The following is a 15927-nucleotide window of genomic DNA, read 5'->3' as shown; positions in this document are numbered from 1 at the left end:
GCTGGCTCATCTGTTTTACTCCGGATCCGTGATGCGGGTCGGCTCACCTGGCGTGTAGGTGAGGGGCAGGGCGGTGACGCCGTAGACCGAACTCAGGTCGGGGAAGTAGCTGATGCCATCCGGATCGGCGACGACGTAGTCGGGCATCCGGGTGAGGACCTGTTCCAACATGGCGCTGAACATGGCGCGCACCAGCGCGGCACCCAGGCAGTAGTGCGGGCCTGCGCCGAAGGCCAGGTGATCGCGGTTCTCGCGGTCGATGAGGACGGCGTCGGGCTCCGCGAAGGCGGACGGGTCGCGGTTCGCCGCCGCCCAGGACAGAAACACCCGCTCTCCGGGGCGCAGAGTGGTCCCGCCGAGCGAGGTGTCGGTGGTGACTGTGCGGCTGGTGCCTTGGACAGGGGACATCCAGCGTAGAAATTCGTCGGCGGCCTGCGGAATCAGGGACGGATCGGAGGTGAGCCGTTTTCTGAGTTTCTGGTCTTGTGTGAGGTGGAGCAGCGCCGTCGCGGTCAGCGTGGACGTGGGGTCGATACCGAGCAGGAGCAGATACAGGATCGACAAAATGTCCCCGTCGTCAACCGGCCGGCCGTCAACGGTGGCAGCCAGCAGATGCGGGATCAGTCCGCCGCCGGTGCCGTCCTCACGGTGCTGCTCGACCTGCTCAAGGATCTCCAGGGTGATCTCCTGTCCATGGGCCCGGGCGGCGGCCATGTCGTGTGGTGCGGCCAGTAGCGCTTTGTGTAGGAGCGCGTCGACCTCCGCCCACCGCTCATCCGGCAGCCCGATGTCGCGCATGGTGACAATGGCCGGCACGCGCAGGGTGAGAGCCTGCACGATGTCGCACGAGCCGTCACTGATGACCGCGTCGACGCTCTCCCGTGCGAGCCGACGCAGCTCCGGCAGCCGTTCCCTGACCCGGCCGGCCGAGTAGAACGAGGCCAGCAGCCTGCGGTACTTGATGCTCTCCGGCGCGTCCTGTTCGAGCGGGACGAGCCGTCCGGTCTGACCCAGCGGAGGAATGGTGACGCCTTGGAGGGTTCCGTCGGGAAGGACCTGGCCGGTGGAGAACGCCTTGTCCCGGCCGGCTGACGCGACCTCCGCGTGTCCGGAGGCCATCCAGAAGCCACCCCAGGACGGGCTCCAGGTGACAGGGCATCGCGAACGCAGCTGCTCGTACGTGGGGTAGGGGTTCCGCGACAGCGCGGGATCGTGGCTGTCGAAGGCGGCGATGGTGCGGTCCTCGACCGAAGTAATGGGCTGGTCCACTATTTCTCTCCCTGTGATGAGGCCCTTCGGGGGGACGTGGCCCTCCCCGGGCTGTTCGGGGACGGGGGGTGCATGCGGGTGGTCCGCGCCCCCCGGCGGAGGAGAATCGGGCCGACCAGCAGCGTGACCAGTGCGGACCCCGAACCCAGGAGCAGCATGGTGTGCAGCGGAATGGCGCCGAGCAGTGCGCCGGCCAGCGCCATACCTACGCCATTGGCTGCGACGAGGACACTGAACGCTTCCGAGGTCCGCTCAGCCCGGACGATCCCGGGCGGGGCTGCGAACATCACCGTGTTCAGCGGGGCGGTGCCGAGGCCGAGAACGGCGAACGCAAGACCCAGGGCCCACCACGACCCCGCGTTGGCGAAGGCAACACTGGAGGCTGTCATCAGCAGCAGCAGGACGAAGGCCTGCGTGACTGCACTCGTCTTGATCCTCGGGCCGTACCAGGCGTAGAGCAGTCCCGCTCCCGCGCTGGCGAAGCCGAGCACGGCGGTGAGTACGGCGGCCTGCGCTGTGCCACCGCCCTGTTGCACCGCGCGGGGCAGAACGCCCAGATCGGCCGTGCCGATCAGATGTCCGAAGGAGAAGGAGACGAGGGCCCAGAAGAGGAACCTCGGGTTGCGCCACACGCCGTTCGGCTCCGGTGGGGTGGTGACCGCCGAGTCCGTGCCCTCCTGTGTCAGGTCCTCACCGCTCGTGGTTCGGTCGGAGGCGCTTTCCGAGCTGCGCCGAAGGAGCGCCTTCGGGTGGAGCAGGACCGCGCCGGCCGCCATGGACAGGCCCATGGCGAGTAGTGCATAGGCGGGACTGGCCAGCGAGGTCAGTACGACCAGGAACGGCGCCGTGACCACGACGATCTCGATCAGGACCGAGTCGATGGAGAGTGCCGGCGAGATCAGCCTCTGCGGGACGACCCTGTCCAGCAGGGCACGGGTCGCACCACCCGTCCCGAAGGTCATTACTTGGCCGACGAGGGTGAGCAGGATCAGTAGCCAGGTCGGAGCGCCGAGTGCGAAAGCCGGTGCGAGGGCTACACGTGCTGCGGCGCCGAACAGCAGCAGCCTGAACGTCCAGACCTCGGGGCCGAGCCGGTCGAGCAGCCGGCCGAACACCGGGGCCGACAGTACGCTTGGCACCAGGGAGACGCCGACGAGCATGCCGCCCAGGCCGGGGCCGCCGTTGTAGTGCATGCTGGCGAGGACCAGGGCCATCGGTGCCATGATCGGCGGCAGGCGCAGCAGGGTGGTTGCCACGGCCCAGCACCAGTAAGGGCCTTGCCTGCACAGCTCGATGACCGGTCGGATCGTGTTCTGCGCAGGGGCCGTGGTCTCGTGCGGTGACGCGGTCGTCATGAGGGCTCCGTCTGCTGTGCCGTGGGTGTGTCGCTCAGTCGGCATTCGTCGGTGAGGAGCAGCTTGGTTGCGGCCAGGGGCTCCACCGGAGAGCCGACCGCGTGGTCGGGGTGGGCGAGGAAGTGCATGAGTAGCTGCTCGTACTGTTCGAGCAGTCCGTGCACGGTGGATGTGTCGAATAGGTCTTCGCGGTATGTGGCGGCAATCTGGAGCATGCCGTTGCGTTGGGTGACGACCCAGCCGAGTTCGAATTTGGCGCTTCCCGTGGGCAGCGAACGGAAATCGGTCAGGCGGAGGTCGCCGACCGTGCGGTCCAGCGCGGACTCGTCCTCGAAGGCGAAGAGGATTTGGAACAAGGGAGTGCGTCCGCGTTCGCGGGGTGGACGCAACCGTTCGACCAGTGTGTCGAAGGGCAGCGCTTGGTGGGCGTATGCATCGAGAGACACTTCGCGGACGCGTGTGAGCAGCTCCTGGAAGCTGTTGTCGCCGCTGAGAGTGGTCCGCAGGACGACTGTGTTGCTGACGTATCCGACGATGTTCTCGGCGTCAGGGGCCGCACGGTTGGCCATGGGCGTGCCGACGGTCAGGTCGTCCTTGCCAGTGCGTTGGTGGAGCAGGCAGTAGAAGGCGCTGAGCAGAACCATGAAGGGCGTCACGCCCTGCCGGCGAGCCAGGCGGGCCACTGCGGTCTGCACCGAAGCCGGCAGCTGCCGCTCAAGGCGCGCTCCGTCGTGGCGGGCCGTCGGCGGGACTGGCCGGTCGGTGGGCAATGAGGCTGACGGCGCCGGCGACTCGGTCAGCCGGGCGCGCCAGTGGGCGAGCAGCCGGTCGAGCTCCGCCCCCTGCAGATGCGCGCGCTGCCACAGTGCGAAGTCCCCGTAATGGCAAGGTGGTTCGGGCAGCGGATCGGCGGCGCCGCTCCGGAACGCGGCGTAAAGCCTTCCGAGTTCGTCGATGAGTATCTGCTTCGAGATCCCGTCGAAGATCAGGTGGTGGACGGTGAAGACGAGGGTGTGCTCAGTCGGGGAGTGAGAGAGGACCAGCACACGCAGGACCGGTCCTTCGACTGGGTCCAACGGTGTACGGACTTCCGTCGCGCACAGGGATTCGCCCCGGTCCGGCTCCTGACTGACGTCGACGAACCGCAAGGTGTGTGCAGGCACAGCGGAGACGTACTGGACCGGCTCACCTGCCAGGTCCCCGAAGGTCGTGCGAAGGGCCTCGTGGTGTTCGGCGACGGCTGTCAGCGCACGCGCGAAGATGTCATGGGCGAGCGGACCGGACAGCCGGCACTGCCAGGCCTCGTTGTAGAGCGGAACGTCGGGGGCCAGTCTGCTGAGCACCCACAGGCCTTGCTGCGACACGGAAATCGGAGACGCGCGACGGCCGCCGGTGCGTGCGGCGAGGGAGCGTTCGACCATGGCGCGCCGTTGCGACCAGGAGCCGACTGTTCCGGCCCGGTCCGGGCCGGAGGCATCGGCTGTGCGCAGCCGCTCGTCGACCAGCGCGGCGAAGCTGCGCAATGTAGCCCCATTGAGCAGGTCGGCGGGCGATACGGGCACGCCGTAACGGCGCCTGACCTTGGCGATGACCCTTGCAGCCTGAAGCGAATTGCCGCCCAGGCTCGTAAACGAGTCGTCGCCGTGCACCGTTTCGATCCGGAGAACCGCCGCCCAGATGTCGGCGAGCTCGGCGGCCGCGCCCGTGAGCGGATCAGCAGTCGCTGCGGCCTTGTCGTCACGCTGCGCGGGGACCACGGGCAGCACCGCATAGTCGATTTTGCCGTGGGCGGTGAGCGGCAGCGCGTCTATCAGCAGGTACTCGGTGGGTACCAGGTGCGCAGGCAGCCGTTCGCTCAGATATCGCCGAACCCTGTCGGGCAGGGTGTCGGCCTCGTCCTGGACAAGCTCCACCGCCGGCACGAGGTGGGCCATGAGCCGGTCACTGTCCGCACCTGCGGGGTCACGGCGCAGGGTGACCACGGCCTGCCCCACCTGTGGATGCTGACGCAGGGCCGCCTCCACCTCACCGGGCTCTATGCGAACTCCGCGGATCTTGATCTGGTTGTCCGTGCGCCCCAGGAACTGCAACTGCCCGTCGGCAAGGCGCCGCGCCAGGTCGCCGGTGCGGTAGAGCCGGGAACCCGGCTGCCCGAACGGATCGGGGACGAAGCGCTCGGCCGTTTTCGCCGGCGACCCCAGATAACCGCGCGCCAATGCCGCGCCGCCGACGTACACCTCACCGGCCTCGCCGGGCAGCACCGTGGCCATCGCCGGGTCGAGCACGTGGACCGTCGCGCCGTCGATCGCGGTCCCGATGGGGAGCAGGCCGTCGCAGCGCTCCGCGACCTTGGCGCTGTGGTGGTAAGTCGCCGTGGCCGTGGACTCGGTCGGTCCGTATACGTGGACCAGTGGTACGCCCTGTCGGCGCCATGCCAGCACGCGGTCCGGGCGGACACGGTCGCCGCCCATGACGACGAACCGTAGCGAGCTGGGCAGGAAGCTCTTGTCCTCCTCCAACTCGTCAACCAGCTGGTGCCAGTAGGCCGTGGTGATTTCGAAGCCTGTCACCTGGTGCCGCTCCAGGACCTCCAGGAAGTGCGGCACGCTGGGCAGCGCGCGCCGATACCCGGCCAGGATGACGGTGGCACCGTTCAGCAGCGCCGGGAAGATCTCCTCCAGCGCTGCGGAGAAACTGATCGAGGCCAGTTGGAGGAAGCGGTCCCCTGGGCCGAGGCCGAACTCGGCAGCGGCGGCCCGGGCCAGGTTCACCAGCCCCCGGTGAGTGATCGTCACCCCCTTGGGGGCGCCGGTCGAGCCGGATGTGTAGATGATGCAGACCGCGCCGTCGGGGCAGGCTGCCGAGGCTGGAGGTGTGGACGGCAGGGCCGCCAGTCTCTCGAACCGCTCGTCCAGCAGAATCGTGGGTGCGTCGGTCGCCGGCAGAACGGCCACGGTGCCCGCGTCGGCGACGACGGCCTTGGCCCCGGAGTCGTCCAGGAGGTAGCGCAGCCGCTCGGCCGGATAACCGGAGTCCAGCGGTACGTATGCGGCACCCGCCTTTATGATTCCGAGGAGGGCCACGGCCAGCGCTGGAGAGGGTTCCAGGCAGACGGCGACCCGGTCTTCGGGGCGCAGACCAAGGTTTGACAGCCGGTGCGCGAGCTGGTTCGACAGTGCGTCAAGCTCGGCAAAGGTCAGCTGCTCGGCATGGTCTGCTGTGGGTCCTGCGGCGGAACTCGAAAGGACGGCTGTGGCACCCGGGTTCCGGCGTGCCTGTGCGGAGAAAACGTCGTGGACGCAGACCGCAGGCGCCTCCGGGGGACGTCCCGGCCGTTCCCCGAGCGTGTCGGCTCGCTGCTGCATGTTTTTCTTCCTCGTGTCGGACCGTGTGGCGGAGGATGCGCTGTCCGCCGTGCCCGCCCGCGTTCGACGCTGGTGCGGGCACGCCGGACAGCAGGGGGAACCGGACGGCGAATGCCGGGTGCGTTCTGGGTGCCGGGCGCCGCTTGCGCTGGCTACCTCATTGGTCTCGTGTCGTCGACTACGTCCAGCTCACGACCGAGTGCGCGCCGGTGAAGCCCATGATGTACGACACCGTGGACCGGTTCCCCGTGTTGGCGTCGACCGCGTGCACGAAGGCCCCATTGAAGGCGTAGATATCGCCCTCACGTATGTCCAGGCGGATTTCGTCGAACTCCGCGAGCGATTCCGACGGATAAGGAATGCCGGTCAGTTCGATCCCCAGGGCCCGCCGGGCCTCGTTGTCCGGGCGGATGTTCCAGACGACCAGACGCCCACCCGCCGTGTGCTCGATGCACATGTTCACAGCACAGATGCTGTGTTGGATGACGTTCTGGATCTCGAAGCCCACCTGTCGCGGATCCTGGCATTGGGCCGAGTCCTCGTGCGGATCCAGCGAGAACTCCCCCGGCTGGTCCCAGGCCCGGATCAGTGCCGGGCACGCCGAGCGTCCGTCCTTCTCTGCCACCCGAAGGGTTGCGCCTTCCTGCGCCAGAGCCTGCGCCACGCCCTGACGGAAGGTCGTATAGGGCGAGTCCGGCGTGTCGATCACTGCCTTGACGTCCTTGATGACCTCGGCCGCCTCATCCAGGTAGGCCGTAGTCGACTTGTTCCAGTGGTAAGCGCCCACGTAGTGCGAGGGCTCGCCCTCCCGGTGCTCCAGCGCCGGACTGCGCCAGAACCGGTCGGTCAGCTCCTTCCGCGCGGGCGACGGTATGACATTGCGGAAGATGACTCCCAGCCGCCTGCCGTGCAGGACGTCAAGCACCAGTTGGTAGTCGAGCTCGTCCCGTTCCTCGAAGCGGAAGAACTCGCTGTCCGCCTGGAGGCCGGATACTTTGTTCATTGTCTGCTGCTGCATTTCTGTGCTCCTACGACGGGTCGGGGGAATCGGGTTTTCGGCCCGAGGGATCAAGTGCTCAGATCTTTGGTATGCGCCGAGTCACGAACGTCTCTCCGACCACATAGCCGTCGAGCCCGTGCTCTTCGCCGTACCGGATCAGGTCACTCGTCCGGTTGATGAACCCCGTACCGGAGAAGTTCAACGATGTGTTGCACAGCACGCTGAATCCGGTGATGTCGCGGAACGCGGTGAGGAGTGCGGCGATCCCCGGGTTCTGCTCCGCTGTGACGGTCTGCGTACGGGCCGTTCCGTCCACATGTGTCACGGCCTTGAGGTCCTCGGACAGAACGCTGCTGAAGTAGAGCATGTAGGGGTCGGGCATCGGGCCGCGGAACCAGCGCGGGGCGTCCTCTTCCAGGCATATGGGGGCGATGGGCCGGTAGCCCTCCCGCTGCTTGATCTTGTTGAGCCGCGCGGTCGTATCCGCGGTGAACGGAGCGGCCAGGATGGATCGGTTTCCCAGCGCCCGGGGGCCCACCTCCCAACGTTCGCGGGCCCAGCCGATGATGTTGCCGTCAGCGATGAACTTCGCCACCTCCGCGTAGTCGAGCGGTCGGGTGTCGTACTGGGCCGGGTCGAAGGGCGTGTCCTCGACGAAGGGGGCGCCGGCGTAGACGTCCCATTCCACCGCCGCGGTACCGGTGTAGTGGTGCTGGGCGTCGATGGCCGTCCCCAGCGACGAGCCGCTGTCGTTGGGGCACGGCGGTACGAAGACGCTGGAGAAGAGGCCGCTCTCGCTCCAACGCCGGTTCCACTCGCAATTGAGGCCGCAGCCGCCCGAGATCAGGAGCGGAAGCCCCTCGGTGAGATGCTGCTTCGCATACGAGTGGAACCGGTCGAAGATCGCGTCGGAGAACTTGGCGGCCAGGTTCTTGTATTCCTGTGACTCAAGGCCGATGTTGTGGAAGGGCGACCAGGTCATGTCCTCCTTACCCAGTTCGGCCACGATCTCGCCCTGCGCAAGGATGAACTCGATGACCTCGCGCTCGCTGTCTGTCATGGCCGCAGGGTTGGCGAAACCGGTCAGGGCCATCTGCTTGCCGGCGTCCTGGAGACGCAGCGTGCCCTTGCTCTTGGCCAGACCGCGGTCGGCCAGGCCGAACAGGAAGGCGTACTTGTTGCCCGGATCCGACATCACCTGTTGCAGGTGCGTCACCCTGCCGGCCTCGTCGATGCGGTAGAAGGAACCGATGTTCCCCTCCCAGACCAGGCAGTAGGCGGGCTGGCCGGCCGGGATCGGCGACATGCCGTAGGCCGCCATGATGTGTGACCGCTCGTGCGAGGACGAGAAGATGCGTACGTCGCGACCGAGGAACCGGCCGGCCACATCTGAGACCGAGCCCTCACCCACGCCGAAGTATCCAGTCCGGGAAGGTGGGTTGGAGGCACGGTCGCCCTTCACCCAACCGCCGACTGCCACGATGTCCGGCAGCCGATCGAGCCGTTCCACCGCGTTGAGCAACACATCAGCGGTGAGCGAGGAATAGCGCGGAAACGAGTCCTTCTCGGCCTCCAGCGAGAAGAGCAGCCGCCCGTCCTCAATCGCCGAGACCGCCCCGTCGTGACCTTCTTTGAACGAAAGAATCAGCATCCCAGTCCACCCCTTACTACAGCCCGTTCGGTGCCGCTCATGGCGGCAGTGTCGAGTTCTGACAGGCCCATCCCGAGCCCGTCCACCATGAGCCGCAGCAAGGTCTCAGGGCCCTCCATGAAGCTGTAGTGGCCCCCCTCGAAGACAACCTGCTCACTGTTTCCGCAGGCGGACCAGCCGCCCATCAGCTCGGGCTCCATGCCGATGTCGCCACTCCAGCCGATGGCCGTGATGGGACAAGGCAGCTTGACCGGATCGGCCACGTGGTAACGCCGGTTGACCTCGATGTCTCCCCGCAGCACGCCGAGCGTCATGTCGATGAGCGTCGGCACTGGCGTACCGCCGAGCTGCACCACAAGCGTGCGCAACTCCTCTGCGAGTTCGTCGTCGTTCATCTGGAGGTGCCGTCCGTGGGGGCCGTCCTGCGGGGCGACCTCGGAGGAGACGTACAGCCGTGTCGGTGCGGGCCCGCCCCGGTCGATGGTCTGCCGCGCGACCTCGTAGGCGGCGAGCGCCGCGCTGCAGTGGCCGAACAGGGCGTACGGTCGGTCCAGGTAGGGAGAGAGGACTTCGGAGAGCACGCTCCCGAGTTCCTGGTAGCTCTTGAAGGGCTGTTCTCTGAGGCGGTTCTCCCGGCCCGGCAGCTGCACCGGGACGAAGTTGACACCGCCGTACTCGGTCGGCCAGTGGCGGTACATCGAGGCGCCGCAGCCCGAGTAGGGCAGCAGGAATACGCGCGCGGGTGCGTCAGGAAGCGGTTCCTTCGGGAACCAACGGGCGCGTCGGCCGGTAGTCGGCATCGGCTTCATGTCCTCCGCCTGGTTTCAGTAGGCCGCAGGTCGGCGGTGGCTGCGGAGCTTCGCGGTGATAGGCATGCTGGTCCATCCGTAGATAGTGTTGGAGTGCAGTCGTTCGCCGGGTCCGGAAGGCGCCAGGTCGGTGAACCGACTGAACAGCTCGGCAAACAGGAGCCGTAGGGTCACTTTTGCCACGGTGTGGCCCACGCAGTAGTGCGGACCGATACCGAAGGCAAGGTGCTTGTTCGGCCTGCGGCGCACATCGAAGGTGAAGGGATCTTTGAAGGTCTCCTCGTCACGGTTGGCCGAGCCGAGCCAGACCGCCACCGCATCGCCCGCCTCGATCCGCCGCCCCCGCAGCAGCACGTCCGTTGTCGCGTAGCGGACGAAGTGGGTCGTCGGCGTCGCCCAGCGCAGTGCTTCGTCGACCCCGCTCTGAAGCAGCTCCGGGTGGTCCGCCCAGTCGTCGAGTGCGGGAGTCCCCATCAGTTCGGCCAGCGCGCTCACCGGCACCTGCGCTGTGGTCACATTGGCGCCGAGGAGCAGGCTGTAGCAGTTCGACGTCACCTCACCAACCGTCAGCCGACGACCATCGAGCTCCATGCCGAGCAACAGGCTGACCAGGTCGTCGCCCGGTTCTGCGGCGCGGCGGTGCCGGACCACGTCGTGGAAATAGGCGAACAGCTCGCGGTGGGAGGCGTTGAGCACCGCTCGCTGATCGCGGCCCTGGTGGAATCGAGGGTCCTCGGGCGCTACCGACGCCGTGGTCAGTTCGATCAGTCGTGGCCAGTCCGCCGTCGGCAATCCCATGAGCACACCGGCCACGGCCATCGGGAGCCTGGTCATGGCCGCGGCCAGGTCGTACTCGCCTCCGTCGGCCAGCGGCGCGAGCAGGTCGACGACCACCTGCCTGATCTGCTCACGCCGAGCCAGGGTCGGCTTGACCGCCAGGGCCCTTTGAAGGGGCTCCCGCAGCGCCGTGTGACGCGGCGGATCCGTGGCTGCCATCTGGTGGCCACCTGCCGGGTCACCGCGGCCGAGCAGATAGAGCAGCGTTCCCTGCTCGGAGGTGAACGTCGCGTGGTTGCGCAGGACTGCGTCGGCGTCCGCGTAACGGGTGACCGACCAGTAAGGCGTCCCATCCAGGACATGCCGGCTCACCGGGTCGTGCTGACGCAGCGCGGTCCACACGGCGTGCGGATCCTGCCCGCTGTACAGGGCAGGGTCAGCAAGGTCCGCACCCCCGCGCTGGTACGGGCAGCCGCCGCCGACCACTGCGGTGGCCTGGTAATCGTCGGAGACCGTCATGATCAGGCCACCTCCCTGTGCTGTGCCGTGCGCACTGCGAGGCTGAGTTCTGCGACGGTCGAGTGGAGATACAGCGTGGCCGCGGGGATGTCCGCGTCGAACCGTGCGTGAAGGGCCTCCAGCAGCTCGGCGGCGAGCAGCGAGTGGCCACCGAGGTCGAAGAAGTCGTCCTCGATGCCGATCGGCTCGGTGTCCAGGAGTTCCGCCCACAACTCCGTCAGATCGCGCTGGAGTTCGTCCGACGGCGGCACGTACACGGTGCCGATGTTGCGGACCGTACGTCTATGCGTCGCCAGCGCCGCGTGGTCCACCTTGCCGTTGCGGTCCAGGGGCAGCTCGGAACGCACCAGGACGACGTGAGGAACGCCGTACGCGGGCAGCCGGTCCCGCAGCCTGCGGCGCAGCACGGCGCCCAGGTCGTCGGCGGCGCCCGGGACGGCCACCACGTGCGCAATGAGCTGTGGATGCCCGTCAGGGCCCGGCTCGGCGACCACGGCGGCCTGGACCACCTCCGGCTGCTGCGCGAGCGCGGCTTCGACCGATCCGGGCTCGATTCGGAAGCCCTGGACCTTCACCTGGCGGTCAGCGCGCCCGACGAAGCCCAGACCACCGTCCGGCAGCTGCCGGACCAGATCCCCGGTGCGGTACATGCGGGTACCGGGAGGGCCGGCCGGATCGGGCAGGAAGCGCTCCGCGGTTGCCTCCGGACGGCCAAGGTACCCCCAGGCCAACCCCGCCCCCGAAGCGTAGAGTTCGGCCACGGTCCCGTCCGTTACCGGGCGCAGACCGGCATCGAGCAGGGTGACCCGCGTGCCGTCCACGGCCTGCCCGATCGGCACATCGTCGGTCGTGGGCGGCGTCCGGCTGGTCCAGCAGGTGGTGAACGTCGTGTTCTCGGTCGGGCCGTACCCGTTGGTGAAGAGCAGATGCGGATGGGCCTCCAGAAGTCGGGTGACCAGGGCCGGCGAGGCCACGTCTCCACCGGTGACGACGTGCCGCAGGCCGGCGAAGGCCGGGAGCCGGGACTGAACCAGCTGGTGGAGCACGCCGGTGGGGAGGTTCACCACGGTGACCCCCTCGTCGATGATGGTCCGGGACAGCGCCTCAAGATCAATCCGGCCCGGCGGGTGGATCACCAGTCGGCCGCCGTTGCACAGGGCTCCGAAGATCTCCAGCGTGCAGGCGTCGAACGACGGGGACGCGGCGTGCAGCACGACATCCTCGGGACCGAAGCTCATCCAGCCGGCCTCGCGGACCAGCCGCACCACGCCGCGATGGGTCACGCCGACACCCTTGGGGGCGCCCGTTGAGCCCGACGTGTAGCAGACGTACGCCAGGTGGTCGGGGGTGAGCCGCGCCCGCGGCGTCGACGGCGTGCTGGTGTTCGACAGCGGCAGGCCGTCGAGAACCACGCTGTCGAGGCCGGCCGGGACTCGGCCGGAGAGCTGCTCACTCGTGAGGGTCAGGCTCAGGTTCGCGTCGAGCGCCAGCTCGGCCAGCCGCTGGTCCGGATCGCCCGGATTGAGCACGAGGTAGGCACTGCCTGCCTTGAGCACGGCCAGCATGGCCACAATCAGTTCCGGCGACCTCTCCATCAGCAAAGCCACCGGGGGCCGTCCGCCGGCCCCGCGGACCCGCAACTCACGGCCCAGCGCGTCGGCCCGCCGATCGAGCTCTCGGTAGGTCATGCCGCGGCCCTCATAGGTCACCGCGCAAGCTTCCGGGTGACGCGCTGCGCGGTCAGCAATCAGTTCGTGTATCAAAGAAGTGTCGATTTCGGGCACCAGTAGTCCGGTCCCGGTCGGGGATATTCCGCCGCTTTTTTCGACTGAATTGCCGTCAATCACGTCCGGGCACCTCTCGCCAGGGGCACTTCGCCGTCCGGGTACGACCCCGGCTCTGCCTTCCAGGAAGACAGTAACGGCACCCCGCTGGAGCTGTGAATTTGCAATAGAGTCAATCCGAACTGTGCGCCCTGTTGAGTCGCTCTGCGCGTTCTGTTGATGTCCGCCGGCGATCAGTGGAAGGTGTAGCAATGAGTCCGTGGAACCCTCATGGAATCCCTTGATCGGTCCACTCTGTATTCCAAATACTGGCAGTCGGCTGACAGTCGGGTGTTGGCGCACCGGCGGGGTCGAATCCATTGGTTTTGGTGTTCATCTCGAAAGGCATTCCCATGCCGGTGTCAGAGATAAGTCGTACGTCAAGGGTCCTTCAGGTGGAGCTGGCGCGGGTCTCGCGGGCTCTGGCCGCCGAAGGCGCAACCGGGAACACCGTCCTGTCCATGGGTGCGGTTCCCGCCGAACTGGGAGCTGCCCTGGACGAGATGGTCCGGCCTCCCAGTCCCGCGGTCGGGTACCGGGTGGTCAAGGGCTTGCTGGCGGAATACGACGAGCCAGGGCCGACCCCGCTGCGCTGGTCGCTGGCGGATCCCGGGATCAACGCCGCTTTCGATATCGGCCTGGCGCTCACTGCGTCGCGGCTCGGCCGGGTCTTCGGCTGGACCGGCCAGCAAGACGGCCGCATCGTGCACAACATCCTGCCCAGCCCTGGGCAGGAGCACCTCCAAGTCGGCGCCAGCAGCGTGGTCCCTCTGGCCTGGCACAGTGAGGATGCCTTCCACCCGCAGCGCGCCGACTTTCTGCTGCTGGCCTGTGTGCGCAACCCGGACGGAATCGGCAGCCGACTGTCCACGATCTCCGGCGCCGCACCCTCCGAGGAAGACGTCGATCAACTGGCGCGGCCGCTGGCTGCGGTGATGCCGGACGCCAGTTACGGGGAGGCGGCGGGGGACCGGCCCGGGCTTGTGGGGGCGCCGACGGTGTGGCGGGGAGACGACAAGGGACTCCGTGTGCGGTACGACCCCTCGTACTCCCGCTGGCTCACCGACGACGGGCGTTTCCATCAGGCCTACGGTCGGCTCGGCCAGCGTTTTGAAGACGCCGGCTTCGTCGTTCCGCTGGATCCCGGGGATCTGCTGATCATCGACAACGACACCTCTGTACACGGCCGCGTGGCCTTCCGGCCGCGCTACGACGGCACCGACCGCTGGCTCAAGCGGATACTCGTGCGCTCCGGTCGGCGACGGCCGGCGAGCGAGCAGAACGAGCACGGCTACGACCAGGTCCAGGTCGACCCGTACCGGGCACCGACCCGCAGAGGGGCCTGAGAGAACATCTCATTCGGCCGGATCGGCAGTGGGGAGCGTTGAGCGGCTGGTGCAGGACGAGTCGGGGGAGCTGTTCCAGCGGGGTGGTGTCGCCTGCGCCGATGAAGCCGCAGGGCGGTGGCCGACGGCGGCACAGGGATCGGGGAGGGCCGGCGGCGTAAGAGTTCGTGGCCGGGAACTCCGAGTCCACGACAGTCAGATCCTGATACCCAAGGTCCGCGGCATGCCGCGGACCCGCTCACGTCACGGACCGCGCCGACGCAAGTCCGCGAAACTCTACGCGGACAGGACCTACGACTACGCTCACATGCGGCGATGTCGGCGGCAGCGTGGCATCGCCCCCAAGGGCGTCGAGTCCTCCGCCCGGCTGGCCGGCAGCGCTGGAAGATCGAACGGATCACCGCCCAGCTCGCCGGATGCCGCCGGCTCCACCGCGGCTACGAGGTACGGCCGACCACTTCCCGGCCTTCACCAGCGTCGCGTGCGCCCTCGTCCGCTACCGCCGACTCGCCAAATGAGATGACTTGACTGCTCAACTCCCGGCACCGAGGCCGGCAGCGGTGGCCGTCCGACACCGGACGGCCACCGCTCGGCCGATGACCCTGCTGCCATGGGTCCGTCAGTAACCACGCGCCGCATCTACGACGTTATGCAGGTCGGCATCGGATCGGAACCGACCGACGTTGTCGATGATCAGTTCAAGCGACCGGGTGTCCGTCCCCGCAGTGGCGTCTGCGCTGTGTGGGCTGATTATGACACCGGGCTCCGACCAGAGCTCCGAGAGCGGAGGAGGTGGCTCCGTGTCGAACACATCAAGTGCGGCACCTGACAACTGCCCCGAGCGCAGGGCCGCCAGCAGCGCGGCCTCGTCCACCACCGGCCCCCGGCCAACGTTGACCAGCACTGCGCCGGGGCTGAGCAGCGCCATCTGCTGAGCCCCGATGAGGCCCTTGGTCGACGGGGTCAGCGGTGCCGCCAGGACCAGGATGTCGAGGCCACTGAGGAACTCCGCCAGACGGCCCGGGCCGAAGACCGCGTCGACCTCGGGCACCGCCGCGCCGGAGCGCCGGTATCCCGTGACACGGACACCGAAGGCCGACAGCAACGCCGCGGTGGTACGGCCCAAGTCGCCCAGGCCGACCACGCCCGCCCGACGGCCGTACAGTTCCCCGGCCGCAGCGGGCTGCCAGCGCCGGGACCGCTGATCGCTCAGCAGCGCGGGGAGCCGCTTGTAGTGGGCGAGCAGCAGTGCCAGTACATGCTCAGCGACCGCACGACCATGCGCACCGCTCCCGTTGGTCAGCACCACGGACCGCCCTTCCGCCCACCGCAGCACGCGTGGGGGCACGCCTGCCGCGGTGCTGTGCAACCAGCGGCACTCCGGGTGCGCCGACAGGAACGCGACCAGTGCGTCTTCAGCCGCCTGCCACGCGATCGCAGCTCGACAATCGGCCGCAGTGTCCTCCCCGTGGAGTACGGCCTCCGGCCAGGAGGCGGCGATGCTGTCCGCGATGGCCTGCGGCGCTCCGAACAGGCGCACCCCTACGTGCTCGCCAGCCACCTAGCGGCTTGCTTCGTCGTGCAGTCGGACACTTCGGGGACGCATATCGGTCCACACCGTGCCGATGTGCTCCAGACACTCCTCACGGCTGCCCTCCTTTCCCTCCGGCCGCCAGCCCGCCGGCGGCTGCCGCAGGGCGGGCCAGATCGAGTACTGCTCCTCGCTGTTGAGCACCACGAGGAAGCGTTCTGAATCCGCAGGTGCAGTGGAACGATCCATGGGAATTCCTCTCCTTCAGTTCTTCTTCGCACATGGCGCCGGCCAACTCCAGACACCGTTCACCAGACTACGGACAGCATTCCGATTGTCGACGGCGTAGTGCGCACGACTGTCTCAGAGAAACGTTTAAGACCCTCCACGTAACGCTGATAGGTAATTCCCGGAAAGGCTGATTGACGCCTTCTCCGGCAGATTCCTACGATGGCATTGCGTCATGAATCTCTCTACGGATG

Annotated in this window: 11 protein-coding genes; 1 reads left to right on the top strand and 10 read right to left on the bottom strand. The window is 67.7% G+C overall.

All coding sequences use genetic code 11. The annotated features are described in order from the left end of the window. Positions 1-15: 15 nt before the first annotated feature. From OG507_RS11650 to OG507_RS11615, 8 genes are all read right to left on the bottom strand, one after another. Entirely contained in the window at positions 16-1269 is a 1254-nt protein-coding gene (locus tag OG507_RS11650) for a cytochrome P450 (RefSeq protein WP_327367118.1), read from the bottom strand. Then, positions 1269-2624, bottom strand: coding sequence for an MFS transporter (locus OG507_RS11645; protein ID WP_327367117.1), 1356 nt, complete (start codon positions 2622-2624; stop codon positions 1269-1271). The genes OG507_RS11650 and OG507_RS11645 overlap by 1 nt, the downstream gene beginning before the upstream one ends. Further along, positions 2621-5989 carry an amino acid adenylation domain-containing protein gene (locus OG507_RS11640; protein WP_327367115.1) on the bottom strand — a complete coding sequence of 1123 codons (3369 nt, stop codon included), beginning with the start codon at positions 5987-5989 and terminating at the stop codon, positions 2621-2623. Before OG507_RS11640 ends, OG507_RS11645 begins: the two co-directional genes overlap by 4 nt. 178 nt (positions 5990-6167) lie before the next feature. After that, positions 6168-7007 (bottom strand): hypothetical protein, encoded by an 840-nt coding sequence (locus tag OG507_RS11635; RefSeq protein WP_327367114.1) that lies wholly within the window; start codon positions 7005-7007, stop codon positions 6168-6170. Positions 7008-7065: 58 nt separating this feature from the next. Continuing rightward, entirely contained in the window at positions 7066-8640 is a 1575-nt protein-coding gene (locus OG507_RS11630) for a carbamoyltransferase C-terminal domain-containing protein (RefSeq protein ID WP_327367113.1), read from the bottom strand. Next, positions 8634-9440, bottom strand: coding sequence for a thioesterase II family protein (locus tag OG507_RS11625; protein ID WP_327367112.1), 807 nt, complete (start codon positions 9438-9440; stop codon positions 8634-8636). The genes OG507_RS11630 and OG507_RS11625 overlap by 7 nt, the downstream gene beginning before the upstream one ends. Positions 9441-9464: 24 nt before the next feature. After that, positions 9465-10745 carry a cytochrome P450 gene (locus OG507_RS11620; RefSeq protein WP_327367111.1) on the bottom strand — a complete coding sequence of 427 codons (1281 nt, stop codon included), beginning with the start codon at positions 10743-10745 and terminating at the stop codon, positions 9465-9467. 2 nt (positions 10746-10747) lie between these two features. Then, positions 10748-12529 carry an amino acid adenylation domain-containing protein gene (locus OG507_RS11615; RefSeq protein WP_442810964.1) on the bottom strand — a complete coding sequence of 594 codons (1782 nt, stop codon included), beginning with the start codon at positions 12527-12529 and terminating at the stop codon, positions 10748-10750. A 434-nt stretch (positions 12530-12963) separates the two neighbouring features. Between OG507_RS11615 and OG507_RS11610 the strand changes: the two genes are divergently transcribed. Beyond that, positions 12964-13914 carry a TauD/TfdA family dioxygenase gene (locus OG507_RS11610; protein WP_327367109.1) on the top strand — a complete coding sequence of 317 codons (951 nt, stop codon included), beginning with the start codon at positions 12964-12966 and terminating at the stop codon, positions 13912-13914. A gap of 619 nt (positions 13915-14533) precedes the next feature. On the opposite strand, the gene OG507_RS11605 is transcribed toward OG507_RS11610, so the two are convergent. Beyond that, positions 14534-15475, bottom strand: a complete 942-nt coding sequence (locus tag OG507_RS11605; RefSeq protein ID WP_327367108.1) for a D-2-hydroxyacid dehydrogenase — start codon at positions 15473-15475, stop codon at positions 14534-14536. Beyond that, positions 15476-15694, bottom strand: a complete 219-nt coding sequence (locus tag OG507_RS11600) for an MbtH family protein (RefSeq protein ID WP_327367107.1) — start codon at positions 15692-15694, stop codon at positions 15476-15478. Positions 15695-15927: the final 233 nt, after the last annotated feature.

The sequence above is a fragment of the Streptomyces sp. NBC_01217 genome (genome assembly GCF_035994185.1).
Taxonomy (GTDB): Bacteria; Actinomycetota; Actinomycetes; order Streptomycetales; family Streptomycetaceae; genus Streptomyces.
The sequence above is the reverse complement of the archived record's forward strand: the minus strand, read 5'-3'. Positions and strand labels throughout refer to the sequence as shown.

Excerpts from the sequence above, each read along its gene's own strand:
- OG507_RS11625 (WP_327367112.1), bottom strand. The coding sequence starts at position 9,440 with ATGCCGACTACCGGCCGACGCGCCCGTTGGTTCCCGAAGGAACCGCTT.
- OG507_RS11645 (WP_327367117.1), bottom strand. The coding sequence starts at position 2,624 with ATGACGACCGCGTCACCGCACGAGACCACGGCCCCTGCGCAGAACACG.
- OG507_RS11640 (WP_327367115.1), bottom strand. The coding sequence starts at position 5,989 with ATGCAGCAGCGAGCCGACACGCTCGGGGAACGGCCGGGACGTCCCCCG.
- OG507_RS11620 (WP_327367111.1), bottom strand. The coding sequence starts at position 10,745 with ATGACGGTCTCCGACGATTACCAGGCCACCGCAGTGGTCGGCGGCGGC.
- OG507_RS11600 (WP_327367107.1), bottom strand. The coding sequence starts at position 15,694 with ATGGATCGTTCCACTGCACCTGCGGATTCAGAACGCTTCCTCGTGGTG.
- OG507_RS11630 (WP_327367113.1), bottom strand. The coding sequence starts at position 8,640 with ATGCTGATTCTTTCGTTCAAAGAAGGTCACGACGGGGCGGTCTCGGCG.
- OG507_RS11635 (WP_327367114.1), bottom strand. The coding sequence starts at position 7,007 with ATGCAGCAGCAGACAATGAACAAAGTATCCGGCCTCCAGGCGGACAGC.